The 18,090-nt window shown below is 42.2% G+C and carries 18 protein-coding genes and 2 riboswitches; of the genes, 14 read left to right on the top strand and 4 right to left on the bottom strand.

From position 1 onward, the window contains the following. The first annotated feature begins 311 nt into the window (after positions 1-311). A riboswitch (glycine riboswitch) is annotated at positions 312-399 on the top strand. Positions 400-402: 3 nt separating this feature from the next. After that, positions 403-486, top strand: a riboswitch (glycine riboswitch). A gap of 141 nt (positions 487-627) precedes the next feature. From gcvT to gcvPB, 3 genes are read left to right on the top strand one after another with little or no spacing between them, the layout of a single operon-like run. Beyond that, complete coding sequence (gene gcvT / locus N0M92_RS04750; RefSeq protein WP_260284682.1) at positions 628-1,734, top strand: glycine cleavage system aminomethyltransferase GcvT; 1,107 nt, start codon at positions 628-630, stop codon at positions 1,732-1,734. Between the two features lie 17 nt (positions 1,735-1,751). Further along, entirely contained in the window at positions 1,752-3,098 is a 1,347-nt protein-coding gene (gene gcvPA / locus N0M92_RS04745) for an aminomethyl-transferring glycine dehydrogenase subunit GcvPA (protein ID WP_260284681.1), read from the top strand. Then, on the top strand, positions 3,091-4,548 hold the full coding sequence (gene gcvPB, locus N0M92_RS04740; protein ID WP_260284680.1) for an aminomethyl-transferring glycine dehydrogenase subunit GcvPB: 1,458 nt from the start codon (positions 3,091-3,093) through the stop codon (positions 4,546-4,548). The genes gcvPA and gcvPB overlap by 8 nt, the downstream gene beginning before the upstream one ends. A 160-nt stretch (positions 4,549-4,708) precedes the next feature. On the opposite strand, the gene N0M92_RS04735 is transcribed toward gcvPB, so the two are convergent. Next, a complete protein-coding gene (locus N0M92_RS04735; protein WP_076365383.1) occupies positions 4,709-5,092 on the bottom strand; it encodes a rhodanese-like domain-containing protein in 384 nt (127 codons plus the stop codon). A 203-nt stretch (positions 5,093-5,295) separates the two neighbouring features. Between N0M92_RS04735 and N0M92_RS04730 the strand changes: the two genes are divergently transcribed. Together N0M92_RS04730 and N0M92_RS04725 are read left to right on the top strand one after the other, a co-directional pair. Next, positions 5,296-6,132 carry a lipoate--protein ligase family protein gene (locus tag N0M92_RS04730; RefSeq protein WP_260284679.1) on the top strand — a complete coding sequence of 279 codons (837 nt, stop codon included), beginning with the start codon at positions 5,296-5,298 and terminating at the stop codon, positions 6,130-6,132. 391 nt (positions 6,133-6,523) lie between these two features. Next, positions 6,524-9,094: a vitamin B12-dependent ribonucleotide reductase gene (locus tag N0M92_RS04725; RefSeq protein ID WP_260284678.1), complete on the top strand. Its 2,571-nt coding sequence runs from the start codon at positions 6,524-6,526 to the stop codon at positions 9,092-9,094. A gap of 132 nt (positions 9,095-9,226) precedes the next feature. On the opposite strand, the gene N0M92_RS04720 is transcribed toward N0M92_RS04725, so the two are convergent. Continuing rightward, complete coding sequence (locus N0M92_RS04720) at positions 9,227-9,412, bottom strand: hypothetical protein (protein ID WP_192205479.1); 186 nt, start codon at positions 9,410-9,412, stop codon at positions 9,227-9,229. 137 nt (positions 9,413-9,549) lie between these two features. Here N0M92_RS04720 and splB point away from each other — a divergent pair, with 137 nt between their 5' ends. Together splB and N0M92_RS04710 are read left to right on the top strand one after the other, a co-directional pair. Next, a complete protein-coding gene (gene splB / locus N0M92_RS04715; RefSeq protein ID WP_260284677.1) occupies positions 9,550-10,575 on the top strand; it encodes a spore photoproduct lyase in 1,026 nt (341 codons plus the stop codon). An 84-nt stretch (positions 10,576-10,659) separates the two neighbouring features. After that, entirely contained in the window at positions 10,660-11,541 is an 882-nt protein-coding gene (locus N0M92_RS04710; RefSeq protein ID WP_260284676.1) for a patatin-like phospholipase family protein, read from the top strand. Positions 11,542-11,563: 22 nt separating this feature from the next. Here the strand turns inward: N0M92_RS04710 and N0M92_RS04705 are convergent, their stop codons facing one another. Then, the gene (locus N0M92_RS04705; protein WP_081395494.1) at positions 11,564-11,938 is read right to left on the bottom strand and encodes an SA1362 family protein; all 375 of its coding nucleotides are present in this window, start codon (positions 11,936-11,938) and stop codon (positions 11,564-11,566) included. 138 nt (positions 11,939-12,076) lie between these two features. Then, positions 12,077-13,030: a DUF1385 domain-containing protein gene (locus N0M92_RS04700; protein ID WP_260284675.1), complete on the bottom strand. Its 954-nt coding sequence runs from the start codon at positions 13,028-13,030 to the stop codon at positions 12,077-12,079. 334 nt (positions 13,031-13,364) lie between these two features. On the opposite strand from N0M92_RS04700, the gene N0M92_RS04695 reads away from it, so the two are divergent. The 7 genes from N0M92_RS04695 to spoIIIAC all read left to right on the top strand — a co-directional run bounded on the left by N0M92_RS04695 (position 13,365) and on the right by spoIIIAC (position 18,080). Further along, positions 13,365-13,877 (top strand): YqhR family membrane protein, encoded by a 513-nt coding sequence (locus N0M92_RS04695; protein WP_260284674.1) that lies wholly within the window; start codon positions 13,365-13,367, stop codon positions 13,875-13,877. Between the two features lie 94 nt (positions 13,878-13,971). Next, a complete protein-coding gene (gene aroQ / locus N0M92_RS04690; protein ID WP_260284837.1) occupies positions 13,972-14,418 on the top strand; it encodes a type II 3-dehydroquinate dehydratase in 447 nt (148 codons plus the stop codon). Further along, positions 14,419-15,480, top strand: a complete 1,062-nt coding sequence (locus N0M92_RS04685) for a M24 family metallopeptidase (protein WP_260284673.1) — start codon at positions 14,419-14,421, stop codon at positions 15,478-15,480. It abuts the gene before it with no gap. Between the two features lie 26 nt (positions 15,481-15,506). After that, the gene (gene efp / locus N0M92_RS04680; RefSeq protein WP_192205468.1) at positions 15,507-16,064 is read left to right on the top strand and encodes an elongation factor P; all 558 of its coding nucleotides are present in this window, start codon (positions 15,507-15,509) and stop codon (positions 16,062-16,064) included. Positions 16,065-16,414: 350 nt separating this feature from the next. Continuing rightward, positions 16,415-17,347 (top strand): stage III sporulation protein AA, encoded by a 933-nt coding sequence (gene spoIIIAA, locus N0M92_RS04675; RefSeq protein WP_260284672.1) that lies wholly within the window; start codon positions 16,415-16,417, stop codon positions 17,345-17,347. Continuing rightward, on the top strand, positions 17,340-17,855 hold the full coding sequence (gene spoIIIAB / locus N0M92_RS04670; protein WP_192205464.1) for a stage III sporulation protein SpoIIIAB: 516 nt from the start codon (positions 17,340-17,342) through the stop codon (positions 17,853-17,855). The genes spoIIIAA and spoIIIAB overlap by 8 nt, the downstream gene beginning before the upstream one ends. A gap of 21 nt (positions 17,856-17,876) precedes the next feature. After that, positions 17,877-18,080 (top strand): stage III sporulation protein AC, encoded by a 204-nt coding sequence (gene spoIIIAC / locus N0M92_RS04665; protein WP_034308319.1) that lies wholly within the window; start codon positions 17,877-17,879, stop codon positions 18,078-18,080. The last annotated feature ends 10 nt before the right edge of the window (positions 18,081-18,090 follow it).

Here is an 18,090-nt window from a genome sequence, read left to right as displayed (position 1 = left end):
ATGTGAAGTAAGAAAAATATTTCTCTTCAAAAGATATTGCAGAGATAAGTTTCTTAGGGTAGGATATAAGTATATTTAGAAAATTCAATTTCCAAACGCTACAAAGAATCTTTGTACATCTATTTTGCAGTTCGCGTTTTCTTAGTATGGGCTATAGGCTCTTAATTTATCCAAGATTACTGAAGGAGACACTCAAACGGTTTCTGAAGTTTTAGGAGAATTGGCAGAGAATGCATTACATGATGCTCAAAGGTTTTACCGATGCTTGGGGCTATTTCGCTTCCTTTCATTGGCGAACCATTCATATGCGGGTGAAGATAAGGGGAGAGACTACGGATGTAGCGCCGAAGGAGCAAACTTAGCAGTGAATCTCTCAGGCAAAAGAACTCTTATTGGACGCAACTCTGGAGAGCGCCGCCCGTTTTGGGACGGCCACCAAAGGGGAAAACCTATTACATAGGTAAACTTTCAGGTTTCAGGACAGAGAAAAAGCTCAAATGGGCTTTCTCTGTCCTTTTTTGTGCTTTTTTCACATCATGAATCAGGATATACCTGATGCGAAATGACAAGAAGCTTTTGATAATGAAGCCAATTAATTTTTTAAAAAAATCTGAAGGGGGTCATTTTTTGACCAATTTAAAAAGAACACCACTATTTGAGGTTTATCGTGAATACGGAGGTAAAACGATCGATTTTGGCGGCTGGGAACTTCCTGTCCAATTTTCGGGTATTAAGGACGAACATGAAGCCGTACGTACAAAAGCGGGGTTATTCGATGTTTCCCATATGGGGGAAGTCGATGTTAAGGGTCCTGGGAGCCTTTCCTTTTTACAGAAGATGCTGACTAATGATATATCAAAGCTGCAGCAGGGCGGTGCCCAATATAACGCCATGTGTTATGAAAACGGAGGCACGGTTGATGATCTTATCGTGTATAAAAGGGCAGAGGATGACTATCTGCTCGTGGTCAATGCAGCGAATACAGAAAAAGATTTCAATTGGCTTCAAGCTAATTTAATGGAAGATGTCCAAATTACGAATGTATCGAGTGACTATACACAGCTGGCACTTCAAGGACCATCTGCAGAAAAGATATTACAAAAACTATCGGGAAATACTGACTTAAGTGAAATTGGATTTTTCAAGTTCAAGGAAAACGTCCTGATTAACGGTATCTCCACGTTGGTATCCCGTACTGGATACACTGGTGAAGATGGTTTTGAGATATATAGTGACAGTGAAAATGGTCCTGCCCTTTGGAAGGCGATTATGGAAGCCGGAAAGGAAGAGGGGGTTCAGCCGATTGGTTTAGGTGCTCGTGATACACTGCGTTTTGAAGCGAAACTGCCGCTGTATGGGCAAGAGCTTTCAGCGGACATCACCCCGATAGAGGCCGGTATTGGTTTTGCAGTGAAAGTGGATAAGGAAGTGGATTTTTTCGGGAAAGCCGTTCTTGCTGAGCAAAAGGAGAATGGAGCTCCCCGCAAGCTTGTGGGAATTGAAATGATTGACCGTGGCATTCCGCGTCATGGGTATAAGATCTACAGCGGTGATAAAGTCATTGGTGAGGTCACGACCGGTACCCAATCACCCACGTTGAAGAAAAACGTGGGATTGGTACTTATCGATAAGGAATTTTCGGTACTGGATGCGGAAGTCGAAGTGGAAATCCGTTCCAAGCGTTTGAAAGCCGTTATCATACAAACACCTTTTTATAAAAAACCACGTAAATAGAGGGGAATGGTCATTAGATGAAACATCGTTATTTACCTATGACAGAGCAAGATAAACAAGAAATGCTGGAAGTGATAGGGGTATCTTCTGCTCAAGAACTTTTCAATGATATCCCTGAAAGCGTTCGTTTTCAAGGAGAATACGATATTAAGCCTGCTAAATCGGAACCTGCATTAATGAAAGAATTATCAAGGCTTGCTGCCAAGAATGCGGACCTTAAAAACTATGCTTCCTTCCTTGGTGCGGGTGTCTATGATCATTACGCACCGGTCATCGTCGATCATGTTTTATCCCGTTCAGAGTTTTATACGGCTTATACACCGTATCAGCCAGAAATTTCACAGGGCGAGCTTCAGGCGATCTTTGAATATCAAACGATGATATGCGAATTGACGGGAATGGATGTAGCTAACTCTTCCATGTATGATGGCGGGACGGCGCTAGCCGAAGCAGCCATGCTTGCTTCAGGCCAGACGCGGCGCAAGAAGATTCTCATTTCAGGAACCGTTCATCCTGAATCAAGGGAAGTTGTGAAGACATATGCGAAAGGGCAACGGGTGGAAGTGGTCGAAATTCCTTATAAAGACGGTGTGACGGATTTAGCTGCTTTAAGGGAATTGGCGAATGATGACATTGCAGGAGTGATTGTGCAATATCCGAACTTTTTTGGCCGCATCGAGCCATTGAAAGAAATGGAGGAAATCATTCATGGTGTCAAGTCCATGTTTATCGTTTCCAGTAACCCGCTTGCATTGGGAGCTTTGACACCCCCTGGAGCACTCGGTGCAGATATCGTAACGGGGGATGCCCAGCCATTCGGCATTCCAGCGGCATTTGGGGGACCTCATTGTGGCTATTTTGCCGTTACCAATAAACTTGTTCGGAAAGTTCCGGGACGACTCGTCGGTCAAACGGTGGATGAAAACGGTAAAAGGGGGTTTGTACTGACCCTTCAAGCTCGTGAACAGCACATCCGCCGTGACAAAGCCACATCCAACATTTGTTCCAATCAAGCTTTGAATGCCTTGGCAGCTTCTGTCGCAATGACCGCGCTTGGGAAAAAGGGTGTCAAAGAAATGGCTGTGCAAAATATTCAAAAAGCGCATTATGCGAAAAAAACAATTATGGCAAAAGGGGTGGAAGTGATATTCGACGGTCCTTCATTTAATGAATTTGTCATTAAACTGCCTGCTTCGTTTTCAGAAATCAATAAAAACCTTTTTGAAAAAGGGATGATCGGCGGCTTCGATTTAGGGACGGTTTATCCTGAGCTGAAAGATCATATGCTGGTCGCGGTAACTGAACTTAGAACTAAAGAAGAAATTGATGCACTTGCGCAGGAATTGGGGGATCAACATGAATAATCAAGATCAATCACTCATTTTTGAAATCAGTACTTCCGGTCGAATCGGATACAGTCTGCCAGAAATGGATGTTGCAACTATTTCGCTCGAAGAAATTCTTCCTGCCGACTACATCCGTGAAGAAGAGGCAGAACTTCCTGAGGTGTCCGAACTTGATATCATGCGTCATTATACAGCACTTTCCAAGCGGAATCATGGGGTGGATTCGGGTTTTTATCCGCTGGGTTCATGCACGATGAAATATAATCCGAAAATAAATGAAAATGTGGCGCGCTTCAACGGTTTTGCCCATATCCATCCATATCAGGATCCGGCTACTGTTCAGGGAGCATTGGGACTATTATTTGATTTGCAGGAACACTTAACGGAAATCACCGGGATGGACCAAGTGACATTACAGCCTGCAGCAGGTGCTCACGGTGAATGGACTGGATTGATGATGATTCGCGCTTTTCACGAAGCGAATGGCGATACAGAACGGACTAAAGTGATTGTACCTGATTCTGCACACGGTACGAATCCTGCCTCTGCAACTGTTGCCGGGCTTGAAACGATTACAGTGAAGTCGGATGAAAATGGGTTAGTCGACCTTGAGGATTTAAAGCGTGTTGTCGGACCGGATACCGCGGCCTTGATGCTGACGAACCCCAATACATTGGGATTGTTTGAAGAAAATATTTTGGAAATGGCCCAACTTGTCCATGACGCAGGTGGGAAGCTTTATTATGATGGAGCCAACCTGAATGCAGTTCTATCAAAAGCACGACCGGGTGATATGGGCTTTGATGTGGTTCACTTAAATCTCCATAAAACATTCACAGGCCCGCATGGCGGCGGCGGCCCGGGTTCTGGTCCTGTAGGGGTGAAGTCGGACTTGATCCCTTACTTGCCTAAACCGCTTGTGGTCAAACAAGGTGAGCAATTCGTTCTTGATTATGATCGTCCGCAATCCATCGGCAGGGTAAAACCTTATTATGGTAATTTTGGGATAAACGTGAGGGCATATACGTATATTCGGTCAATGGGGCCTGATGGTCTTAAAGCCGTCACCGAGAATGCGGTCATCAATGCCAATTATATGATGCGTAGGTTGGAACCATTTTTTGACTTACCATATAATCGTCATTGTAAGCATGAATTCGTATTAAGCGGACGCCGTCAAAAGAAATTAGGGGTAAGGACCCTCGATATAGCCAAAAGATTGCTGGATTTCGGTTATCATCCTCCGACCATTTACTTCCCGTTGAACGTGGAAGAAGGAATGATGATAGAACCGACTGAAACCGAGTCGAAAGAAACGCTGGATGCGTTCATCGATGCGATGATCCAGATTGCCAAGGAAGCGGAAGAAACCCCGGAAATCGTTCAGGAAGCTCCGCATACAACCGTTATAAAGCGGCTTGACGAAACTCTTGCTGCAAGAAAACCTGTTCTGCGTTATCAAGCATAGACTGATAGCTTGCACGAAAAAAATCCCTGCCTGCCGGCGGGGATTTTTTCATGTTTATGTAAGAGTTCATTAAAGTTCAACAGTTAACTTTCATTCCCTAAAGCCCGTATGATGCACAAGAAGTCTTTTTAATTTAAAAGAGCCCATGCGGAGATGGGGCTTATTTCTTTGCTTTGATTTTCCCGGTCCACATCTTGAAACCGCCCTTTAGGTGAAAAAGTTCCCTGTAGCCCTTTTTGTATAGCATGGCTGCAGCTCTTCCGCTGATGATTTCGCTCTGAGCGTACAAATATACAGGCTTGTCCGGCCTAATTTCGACCAAGCGGGTTTTCATTTGAGTCATAGGGATGTTTCTTGCGCCTAAGATATGACCATTATCGAAATCATTCGGTTCCCGCACATCGATTAGCTGCACTTTTCTGTAGTTAGCGATAAATTCGTCCTGTGTTAATGTTTTAACGATTTTACGCTGGCGGTACCAATTAAAAAGTGAATACGCAATAACCACTCCCAAGATGATGAGCAGTGTATATAATATTTCCAAACATAAAAACTCCCTTCTACCTTAACGAATACAGACAATCCTTATTATATAATTGCTTTACCCAATAATCAAAAAGAATTTTCATCAAATTCTTCATCGACTTGATAGCACGTTCTTTTTTAGAGTGTTAAAGTCTGTTAAACTACTACATGTGAGTTTTTTGTGGGGGATTGAAAAACAGTCTATTGAAACGAGGGGTAAGGATGACTAAAGAAAAATGGGGTTTTATAGATTCGGGGTATTGTTCACCGGGTTTTAATATGGCTTTGGACGAAGCACTGTTAAACTGGCAAAGCGAAGGTGGAATTCCGCCAATCATACGCTTTTACGGCTGGGATCCAGCAACATTGTCGATTGGTTATTTTCAAAAGGCTGAAGCGGAAATTGATTTGGAAGAGGTCAAAAGGCAGGGCCTTGGTTTTGTTCGCAGGCCAACAGGAGGACGAGCGGTACTGCACGAGCATGAATTGACTTATAGCGTAATCGTTCCAGAATCCTATCCGGGAATGCCAACTACCGTTACTGAAGCATATCGTGTCATTTCTGAAGGAATATTAATGGGGTTCAGGAATCTGGGATTGGATGCTTATTTTGCCGTGCCTCGAACCGATCAGGAAAAAGAGGCTTTAAAATCGCCCAGGTCTTCCGTCTGTTTTGATGCTCCAAGCTGGTATGAACTGGTCGTCGAGGGCAGGAAGGTCGCTGGCAGCGCTCAAACCAGGCAAAAAGGCGTCATCCTTCAGCACGGGTCCATTTTGCTTGATCTTGATGATGATAAGCTTTTTAGCGTATTTAAATTCTCAAATGACAGGGTTAAAGAGAGAATGCAAAAAAACTTAAAAAATAAAGCTGTGGCCATAAATGACATTGCTGGAAGAAAGGTTACCATCCCTGAAGCGAAAGAAGCTTTTGAAAAAGGTTTTGCCGAAGGACTTTCGATTGATTTAGAGCCGTACGTCCTAACCGAAAAGCAATTACAGGAAGTGAAGGCCATTGCAGAAAGTAAATATGAAAGCGATGAATGGAATTTCATGAGATAGAAGAAGTGGGATAATAAGAGTGATAAAAGAAAAAAGTTTTTTCAGATTTTTTGACTAAATAAGGTATCCCTTGCAGGGATAAGCCCTAAAAGGGATGGGGAAAAAGCAAGGTCCAAATTAATTGAAATCTGATGAAAAATTATCGTAAATCGACATTTTCCTCCCTTTTGCTAACTATATTAATTGATTTATCGTTTGACAAAATTAAAAGTTATTCAAAACAAACACAATATATAGTAGTTGAAATATTTAATGCGACACTATATGTTGATTTTTGAGTTTCGCTATGATAAATTTAGGGTACTTGTTAAGCGAAACGGACATGTAAGGCTACATAAGGATTTTTGCGGCAGCAAGAACGGATCTTGAAACATATAAAGGAGAGGGAATTATGTCGGTTGTAATAAAAGAAGCTTTAAAGGTTGATCTAGAAAGGTTGAATAAGGATATTTCTTTATTTCCCCAGGTTCACCCTGTAACTGCTGATATGAAAATGGCGCATAAGGGAGTGTCCCGTCTAGTCATGCTTGACCGCTATTCTTTTAAGGATACTGAAAAAATCACACTCTCGGCAGGCGATTTCGTCGTGTTGACGATTAAGGAAGATCCGAAATTCCCGGCAAGGGGTCTCGGTTACATCGTTGAAATTGATTGGGAAACCAAAAAAGCCAAGGTATTGGTGGATGAAGAATTCCGTGGCGTATTGGATAATCCGGAAGAAGTGGAGACGGGAATTGTTAACCGTCCGTTGGATATAATCGAAAAGCCGCTTGAAATATATTATGAACAAATTGCGAAACGTAATGCAACGGGCTTGGCATCAGTGGAAACCACGGAAGAAAAAAGAACGGAATGGTTCAATAAATTCTATGAAGAATTAAAGAACCTTAATTTCGTCCCGGCAGGACGAGTATTATACGGTGCAGGTTCCAATACGGACGTTACTTATTTCAACTGCTATGTAATGCCATTCGTACCGGATTCACGTGAAGGGATCTCAGAACATAGGAAACAAGTGATGGAGATCATGAGCCGCGGCGGCGGAGTGGGTACGAACGGATCGACACTGCGTCCAAGAAACACTCTGGCAAAAGGGGTGAATGGAAAATCCTCGGGTTCAGTATCATGGCTTGACGATATTGCAAAACTGACGCATCTTGTTGAACAGGGCGGCAGCAGACGCGGCGCGCAAATGATCATGCTTGCTGATTGGCATCCTGATATTGCGGAGTTCATCATTTCCAAAATGCAAAATCCAAGGATTCTGCGTTACCTAGTGGAAAACACTAAAGATGAAGCCATCAAGAAATATGCGACGGATAAATTGAAATTCACGCCGCATACAGAACAGGAAACGGCTATGTATCAAGGGATCATCAATTATAAGGAGATTCCTGGCCAAGGTGGGTTCAGTGAGAAAATCATTAGGGATGCAGAAGAAAAGATCCGTACAGGTGGAACGTACAGTGTCCATAATTCGGATTTTCTGACTGGAGCCAATATCTCTATTTGCCTGACTAAGGAATTTATGGAAGCGGCGGAACAAGATGCGGAATACGAATTGCGTTTTCCTGATGTAGAGAGCTATAATGCCGAAGAAATGGCCATTTACAATGAAGAATGGCATAATGTCGGTGATGTTCGTGAATGGGAAAAAATGGGTCACAAAGTCCGTGTTTACCGTAAAATCCGAGCTAAAGAGCTTTGGAACTTAATAAACATTTGTGCGACATATTCTGCTGAACCAGGAATTTTCTTTATCGATAATGCTAATGAAATGACGAATGCCAAAGCATACGGTCAGCAGGTCGTTGCCACGAACCCTTGTGGCGAACAGCCATTGGCCCCATATTCAGTATGTAACCTTGCGGCAGTCAATTTGGCTGAAATGGCTGATAAAGATAGCAAAACGGTTAATTTCGAGAAACTTAAGCAAACCGTCGAAGTCGGTGTGCGTATGCAGGACAATGTCATTGATGCAACTCCTTATTTCTTGGATGAAAACAAAAAACAGGCACTGGGCGAGCGACGGGTTGGACTTGGTGTAATGGGTCTGCATGACCTGTTGATTTACTGTGAAACGGAATATGGTTCTGAAGAAGGAAATATCCTGGTTGACAAGGTGTTTGAAACGATTGCGACTACTGCTTACAGGGCTTCCGTGGAACTTGCTCAAGAAAAAGGCAGTTTCCCGTTCCTGATCGGGTCAACGGACGAAGAAACCAATGAGCTTAGAACACGTTTCACCCAAACTGGGTTTATGGAAAAAATGCCGGAAGATATCAGGGAAAGTGTTGCTGCACATGGCATCCGTAACTCTCATTTATTGACAGTGGCCCCTACAGGAAGCACAGGAACGATGGTTGGGGTATCAACAGGTCTTGAACCATATTTCTCTTTCACGTATTTCCGCAGCGGCCGTCTGGGTAAATTCATAGAGGTGAAGGCTGACATTGTACAGGAATACTTGGAACGTCATCCGGAAGCCGATACAGAAGAGCTTCCAAAATGGTTCATTTCCGCTATGGAATTAGCCCCGGAAGCGCATGCTGATGTTCAATGCATCATTCAGCGCTGGATTGACAGTTCGATCAGTAAGACAGTCAATGCGCCAAAAGGATATACGGTCGAACAAGTTGAAAAAGTATATGAACGTCTATATAAAGGCGGAGCAAAAGGCGGTACTGTATATGTGGACGGAAGCCGTGACAGTCAGGTCCTTACGCTCAAAGCGGAAGAAAACCAAATGGACGAGCAGCTTGAAATGGATGAATTGGCAGATGTGGAAGTTAAGAAGAAAGTTGTTTTGGTCGATACGATAAATGAACTGCGTTCGACGAATGTTACAATTGGATCGGAAGTGGGTAACACTTGCCCGGTCTGCCGTAAAGGTGAAGTCCAGGAAATGGGCGGATGCAATACATGCACAAATTGCGGAGCGCAATTGAAATGCGGGCTATAAGCTGATGGAAGGGAAGTCGTTAAGTATGCTGCAAAGCTATCTTAACGGCTTTTTTTTCAAGTAACAGCCTGTTCAGTTACATAGCAAAAGAAGACCGAATCCTCGTAAATTCGGTCTTCTTTTTGCGTTCAATCAACCATTTTCATTTTGCTGCCCTATTTCCTTTTCAGCTAGATATTGGTTGCCATCTTTCAATACCGAAAATTCATCGACCGAGTCTCCAGGTATATTCCTTGGATTTGGATATTTATTATCTGTTTGGACGGTGATCGCTTGTTTCCCCGTTCCATTTGTCAAGAAGTCTCGTTTATTAACCATATCGCATCTCCTTCATTTTGAATTTCCAAGTATAAACAATCATGAGGCTAACAGAATAAAGAAAAACTATCCTTATGAATTAGATTGTGTAGTTCGATTGAAAATATGAACAAATCGATAAAAGAATGGAGATCGAAATGAAACCATTTATGCCACAGTTAGTATATATTGAGCCAAGGGCACTGGAATACCCGCTTGGCCGGGAATTAAAAAAGAAATTTGAAGATTTGAACATTGAAATCCGTGAGACCACATCGCATAACCAAATTAGGGATCTACCTGGAGAAAATGATCTGCAAAAATATCGTGTCGCCAAATCGACGCTTGTGGTAGGAATCAGAAAAACATTGAAATTCGATTCCTCAAAGCCATCTGCTGAATATGCCATACCTCTTGCTACAGGGTGTATGGGGCATTGTCACTATTGTTATTTACAGACGACACTCGGATCAAAACCATATATTAGGACATATGTGAATCTTGATGAGATTTTCGAAGCAGCCGAAAAATATATAAATGAGAGAAAGCCTGAAATTACCCGTTTTGAGGCAGCCTGTACATCGGATATCGTCGGAATTGACCATTTGACACATTCGTTAAAAAGGGCTATAGAATATTTTGGGAAAAGTGAATATGGGGTTCTAAGATTCGTAACTAAATTTCATCATGTCGACCATCTGTTGGATGCTGAACATAATGGAAAAACAAGATTTCGCTTCAGTATAAATTCACGTTATGTGATAAAGAATTTCGAGCCCGGAACTTCGAGCTTCGAAGAAAGGATGGAAGCGGCACGTAAAGTGGCAGGGGCAGGATATCCCCTCGGTTTTATCGTAGCTCCAATATATCGTCATGAAGCATGGAAGGAGGGCTACCATGAATTATTCGAACGGTTGAGTGAGGCTTTGAATGGGGTGGATATCCCTGACTTGACCTTCGAATTAATTCAGCATCGGTTTACTGGCCCAGCAAAAAAAGTGATTCAAAAAAACTACCCGAAAACAAAATTGGAACTGGACGAAACAAAGCGTAAATATAAATGGGGCCGATATGGAATTGGTAAATATGTTTATCAAAAAGAAGAAGCCGAAGAACTGGAAACGACCATTCGTGGGTATATCGCGGAATTCTTCCCTAAAGCGGAAATTCAGTATTTTACCTAATCAAGGCAATTTTCTATTAAAAACTGTCATAAATCGCTCTAATCCTGCTTAGAAATGTAAAGACCGGATTAGGGGAGGGCAGCTATGATTATTGACGGCGTTTTTTCCGGAGGCGGGATTAAAGGCTATGGTTTAGTGGGAGCCCTGCAGGAATTAGAAGAACGGGGATTTGTATTCCATCGAACAGCCGGTACAAGTGCAGGATCCATAATTGCAGCTTTCGTAGCAGCTGGGTACACAGGTGAAGAATTGGAAAAGCTTTTTCTTGATATAGATTTAAGCACCCTGCTGGACAAAAGGCGTGGTATTTTGCCTATCCCGTTTGCCAAATGGATCCTTCTATACTGGAAACTTGGCCTTTATAAAGGCAACGCACTGGAGACATGGGTCGCCGGTAAACTTGCCGAAAGGAATGTAGTCACCTTTAAGGATATTCGACCGAAATCCCTCAGAATCATAAGCTCTGACATTACAAATGGGAAATTGGTGGTACTGCCTGATGATTTACCGAACTATGGCATTGATCCGAGCACTTTTCCAGTGGCAAAGGCAGTAAGAATGAGTTGTAGCATTCCTTATTTTTTTGAGCCAGTCAAACTTTATGTCGGAAAACGCAAGTTCCTTTTTGTAGATGGAGGTGTGTTAAGCAATTTTCCAATGTGGCTATTCAATTCCGATCATGTAAGAAAGGAAAGGCCAGTCATCGGTTTGCGGCTAAGTGTCGATGAGATATGGAAACCGCATGAGGTCGATAATGCGGTTGAATTGTTCTCCGCATTATTCAAAACGATGAAAGATGCCCATGATGCAAGGTATATTTCCAAGAAACACGTCCATAATATTGTATTTATCCCGATGAAGGGAATTTCTGCAATGGATTTCAATCTGAATGATGAAACAAAGGGTGAATTGATGAATCTGGGCAGGCAGTACACGAGAGAATTCCTTAAAAAATGGACTTATTGATTGTAAATAAAAAATCGGGCTCTTAAAAAGAAGCCCGATTTTTCTTTTTATTCTTTTTCCCTTCGATGACGGTTAAGTGACTATCCGTTTTCTTTCTCCATTTTATTTTCTTTGAAGATTTTGCTGCAGAGAAGCTAGCCACATTATCTTTTTTCGAAGTTCGGTTTTTTAGCCTTTTTTTCGATTGACGGGCAGCCTTTCGGAATGCTTGCTGCTCTTTCTTAACTGGTTTTCCCTTTGTTAATCCGGTATAAATCATATAAATAATCCCTGCGACAATGGCTATTATGAGAATGTTTCTAAAAAAGCCAATCGGGTCATTAAATAGTCGGCTCATTAGTCCGAGGACTCCGAGGGCGATGATTCCGTATATCATGAAAGATATGAAACGTTTCAACAAAGACACCTCCTTAAGAGCATCATAAGCATTTTTAGCTTATTTTAAACATCATTAATGTAAAATATTTGAAAAAAAGTAAAGAGCATTCCCATAGTTAGTATATGATTTTCCATAATCAAAATGTGTATAGATGTTTTACACAATTACATCGGATTCTAAACTTTTTTCTGTTTCTTTTTCCATCCTTAACAGTTCTTGAAAGGATGCTAATGCGACTTCGACTTGATCATCGGTAGGGGCTTTGGTTGTCAATAACTGAAGCCAAAGGCCGGGATAGCCGAGGTAACGAAGAAAGGGAATATCCCTTACTTTGTTGGTCAACTGCAGTACCTCGAAGGCTATGCCAAGCACGACGGGGATTAGCAATACTCGATCCACGACACGGAGCCATAATGGATCGGTCGGAACGAGCATATAGACGAACATGCCTACAATGACTGTAAATAGAATGAAGCTGCTGCCGCAGCGATAATGAAGGCGTGAACTTGCCTGCACATTTGCTACGGTCAATTCTTTTCCGCTTTCAAAGCAATTGATCACCTTATGCTCTGCCCCGTGATACTGAAAGACACGCTTGATCAAAGGCGTCATGGATACTACGTAAATGTATACCAGCAATAATATCAACTTGAACAAGCTTTCCATTAAAACCTGGGCCATATGGCCGCTGAATTTGGGTCTTGTCAATTCGGCAAGAAAGACTGGAATCAAAGTGAAAAGCAACTTCCCGAATAGGAAGGAAAGAACACCGATTACGGCAACTCCCAGCCAAACACTTATTTTAGAAGATTCTTTCGTTTCTTTTTTCTTTTCTTCCTGCTTTTCCCCGTCTTCTTCTTCATACTGTTCAGTTGAAAAGTTTAGATGTTTCGAGCCGGTGGCACTTGACTGAATCAGTGATACGATACCGCGTAGAAACGGTACTTTTTTTAAGCGGCTGACAACAGGTTTCGATTCACGCGGAAGATGATAATATACAATCGTTGAATCTTTGCGGCGTACCGCAGTGACTGTGTGATGTTTGCCGCCGAACATGACGCCTTCCACTACAGCCTGCCCTCCATAAACGGGTTTTTGAACCTCAGACATTTCTACACCAACCTAATAGTTATTCACGTAGCTCTCTCAAGGGTGCTAACATGTTTATTATCAAGCATCACAAGGGTTTAAAGGCGTTCCAATAAAATTGAATGGAAGCTTTAACCCTGCGATTACTTTATGAATGTTAAATCACAGGAAGGTAGTATCCTGTGTACATTATAAACTTCCACAGAGGATGGGTATTTTCCTCTGAAAAAAGTAGATTATTTATGATTTAATCATACAGAATAAATCACAAAACCTCTAGTGATTCTCCTTCCTAAGAACAAAAAAAAATAGTTCTAATTAACAAAGGGCATACTACGTAGCGGAGGTGATTGATATGTCTTCTAATGAAAATGGACAAATTCAACAGGGATATCAAAGCATGTTAATCTACAATGTACTTGCTGTCGGTTTTGTTGGGGGGGCTTTAGCCAGTTTTATCGGTATCTGTGCCCATTATTTTAATTTTATGGATTTCAGCCCAAAATTCATACTAACTTCATGGTCCAACATGACTTGGATCGATCAGTGGCTCGGTACGGTAATGACCATAATTTTATTCGGGATTCTATCCGTGGGGATCGCTTTTTTATACTATAGTCTTTTTAAAAGGATGAAGAGTACTTTTACGGGTATTTTTTTAGGAGTGGTTTGCTGGGCTTTGCTGGTATTTGTCCTAAAACCGATGTTCGTCGATTTGCCAACCTTTTCTAAAATGTCAGCAAATACGGTTATAACAAGTATCTGCATTTTTATTATATACGGACTTTTTATAGGGTTTTCTATATCATACGATCATCAGGAATATATGCGCCAAAAAAACAAAGCCGAGAAGCAGTCGGAAAGCTGATTGCTTATTGGTTGTAAAAAAGTAGTAAGACAATTTGTAATTATGATAGAATGTTCATGGAAAGCATTCTTTTAACATGAGCAGGTGTTTGATGATGACAAAAATTTTACTAATCAATGGTCCGAATTTAAATCGCTTGGGGAAGCGGGAACCTGCGCATTATGGATCCTCGACGCTTGCGGATGTGGAAGCACAATTGATGCAGCAAGCTCAAGGGTTAAATGTGGAATTAACCTCTTTTCAAACAAACCATGAAGGAGCGATTATCGACAAGCTACATTGGTCAGAGGATTATGGGATCGACGGGATTATTATTAATCCTGGAGCTTTTACTCATTATAGCTATGCGATTCGTGATGCAATAGCCGGAATTGATGTTCCTGTGGTGGAAGTGCATATTTCGAACATACATGCCCGTGAAAGCTTTCGGCATGAATCAGTGACCGCAGCGGTATCGGCGGGACAGATTGTCGGCTTGGGGATACACGGATATGAATTGGCGTTGCAGGCGATCACAAAGATTGCAAAGGGGAGAAATTAAATGAATAAACTAATGCGCTTAAGGGCCTCAATGGAAAAGGTGGGCATTGATGGTTTTTTGATCACCAGTACATATAACCGCCGATTCATGACCAATTTTACGGGAAGTGCAGGCGTTGTCCTTATTTCCCAAAAAGAAGCTAAATTCATCACTGATTTCCGATACGTGGAACAAGCGGGCAAGCAGGCACCGGATTATGAGATCGTTCAACATAAAGGAACCATCATCGAAGAAGTAGGCAAGCAGGCTAAAGCGATGAATATCGGCAAGCTGGGCTTTGAGCAAGAGCACCTGACTTATGCTACATATAAGGCATACGAGGCGGCCATTGATGGTCAACTTTCGCCGGTGTCAGGTGTCATTGAGAATTTACGCTTGATAAAGACTTCATCAGAGATTAAGATATTAAAGGAAGCGGCTGCTATTGCTGATGCTGCGTTTACACATATCCTGGATTTCCTGCGTCCAGGGATCTCGGAACTGGATGTATCCAATGAACTTGAATTCTTTATGAGGAAACAAGGGGCAACCTCTTCTTCCTTCGATATCATTGTAGCATCCGGCATAAGGTCCGCACTTCCGCATGGAGTGGCTACGGATAAAATCATCGAAAATGGCGATTTTGTCACATTGGATTACGGGGCATACTATAACGGATATGTGTCTGACATCACTCGGACATTAGCAGTTGGCAAGCCAAGTGAAGAACTTATTAATATTTATGACATTGTTTTGGAAGCTCAACTGCGGGGAATGGCTGGGATCAAACCTGGTATGACTGGCAGGGAAGCGGATGCACTAACTCGTAATCTAATTGAAGAAAAGGGATATGGGCAGTATTTTGGTCATTCGACCGGACATGGAATCGGTCTTGAAGTTCATGAAGGTCCAGCATTATCCTTAAGGTCTGATATCATTTTAGAACCAGGTATGGCTGTAACCGTTGAACCGGGCATTTACTTACCGGGTGTAGGCGGAGTGCGGATTGAAGATGATACAATCGTTACAATTGAAGGTAACGAAGCACTTACTCATTCAACCAAAGAGTTAATCATTCTGTAAACATGTACATGTAGGAGGACAAATTTATGATTTCTGTAAACGATTTTCGCACGGGTGTTACAATTGAAGTAGATAATGGAATTTGGCAGGTTATCGAGTTCCAACATGTTAAACCTGGGAAAGGTGCAGCTTTTGTACGTTCTAAACTTCGTAACCTTCGTACGGGTTCAATCCAGGAGAAAACATTCCGTGCTGGTGAAAAAGTCGCTAAAGCACATATTGAAAACCGCAAGATGCAGTACCTTTATGCAAGTGGAGATAGCCATGTATTCATGGATAACGAAACGTATGACCAAATCGAACTGCCTGCTTCAAGCATTGAACGTGAACTTAAATTCCTTAAGGAAAATATGGAAGTACATATCATGACTTTCCAATCGGAAACACTTGGGGTCGAGCTTCCAAACACAGTGGAACTTGAAGTGGCGGAGACTGAGCCGGGAATTAAAGGAGATACATCTTCAGGCGGCACGAAATCAGCCGTACTTGAGACGGGCCTTTCGGTTCAAGTTCCATTCTTCATCAACCAGGGTGACAAATTATTGATCAACACTAATGAAGGATCTTACGTATCACGTGCATAAATGAAAGGAGGCCGAGATTAATTTCTCGGCCTCCGTTTGTTGTGGGTTCTATCGAGGAAATGCTTACCTGGAAAAGAAGACTTCGGCACTCCTGCTGAAAAACTGGCTAGCCGAGATACCAAGACGCTTGGCAGACAGTCGGCGGAATGGGAGTGGATTTTCTGGGATGCAGCTTGAACTTTCTAAAATAAAAACACTGTAGACCGAGATTAATTTCTCGGTCTTTTTTTTTATGAACCGGGAAGATATAAAAAATCAATAATCGGTCTGTTTCTTTAATAGCCTGTCATCATTATGGGCTTGTCGGCATATATTTTATTGAAAGTGGTGTATACAGGAGGATTGTCAAAATGGAAACGATTCTTTCTTTTTTACCGAAAAAATTAAACGAGCAACTCCGGGGTATGACACCGATGATGATCGATAGGATGGAAGAGCTGCGAATTCGGGTTGGAAGGCCGCTTGAGGTCATCGTGGGAGGGGAACCATACTTCTTTTCCTATGAAGTGACCCATCTGGATGCAGATCAATTATTGAATCAAATAGGTCAATTTTCGTTATATACACTTGAGGAAGAATTAAAGCGAGGTTATATAACCATAGCGGGCGGACATCGGGTGGGGCTTGCTGGAAAGGTGATCCTTGAAAATGGGTCGGTCAAAGCGATCAGGGATATATCCTCATTCAATATTCGGGTTGCGCGTGAAAAAATAGGTGCAGCTGAACCACTCACTTCATATTTGTATGACGAAGAATGGCAGCATACTATGTTGATCGGTGCTCCGCAAACGGGAAAAACGACCATATTACGTGATATTGCAAGAATGATATCCAGTGGTAATGAAAAACGCGGCATCGCTCCTCAAAAGGTGGGGATAGTGGACGAGCGCTCGGAAATTGCCGGATGTGTTCACGGAGTGCCGCAGCTCAAATTTGGAACAAGGGTTGATGTGCTCGATGGATGTCCTAAAGCGGAAGGGATGATGATGATGATCCGTTCAATGTCCCCGGATGTATTGATCGTGGATGAAATAGGTCGTGCAGCAGATACACAGGCTGTGCTGGAAGCGGTGAATGCAGGCATTAAACTTATGATAACCACACATGGCCATACACTGGATGAGGTTAAGAAGCGACCTTTTATCGCCGAAATATTAAAGCAAAACATCTTTGAACGTTTTATAGAATTACAGAGAAGTAAATCCGGTAAGCGGAGCTACAAAGTCCTTGATGCATCGGGGGTTCCCATTTTCTTGGGAGAAGGTGTGAACCCGCATGTTTAAGATAATAGGAGCAGCGATAATTATTATTGCAACGACATGGGCAGGTTTCGAAGCTGCGAAAAAATTAAGTATGAGGCCTCGTCAACTCAGACAGCTGAAAGTCGCCATGCAATCGCTTGAAGCTGAAATCATGTATGGTCATACACCCTTGAAAGAAGCGGCAAGGAAACTTTCTAAACAGATGGCCAAACCTTTATCCATCTTTTTCGATACATTTGCAAATCGACTCGAGTCAGGTGAGACCACCGTCAAAGAAGCATGGGATGATAGTTTAAAGAAAATATGGCAATCCCTTGCTTTACAACAGGGAGAATTCGAGATTCTTTCACAGTTTGGGGAGACGCTTGGAAAAAGCGATAAATATCATCAGCAAAAGCAAATCATGCTAACGATGGCACACTTGGAACGGGAAGAGAGCGATGCACTCGACCGACAGGGGAAATATGAAAAAATGATGAAAAGTCTTGGTTTTTTAACAGGGCTATTATTGATCATCTTGCTGATGTAGGAATATGTGGGGGGAATGGAAATGGGCATTGATGTGGACATCATATTTAAAATAGCGGGTGTTGGGCTAGTTGTGGCATTTCTTCACACGATACTCGATCAGGTTGGGAAGAAGGAATATGCCCAGTGGGTGACACTTTTTGGATTTATCTATATTTTATTCATGGTTGCTTCTGTTGTAGAGGATTTATTTCAAAAAATTAAATCTGTATTTCTATTTCAGTAAGGGAGGGATT

Source organism: Peribacillus aracenensis, assembly GCF_025175645.1.
Lineage (GTDB): Bacteria > Bacillota > Bacilli > Bacillales > DSM-1321 > Peribacillus > Peribacillus aracenensis.
The sequence above is the reverse complement of the archived record's forward strand: the minus strand, read 5'-3'. Positions and strand labels throughout refer to the sequence as shown.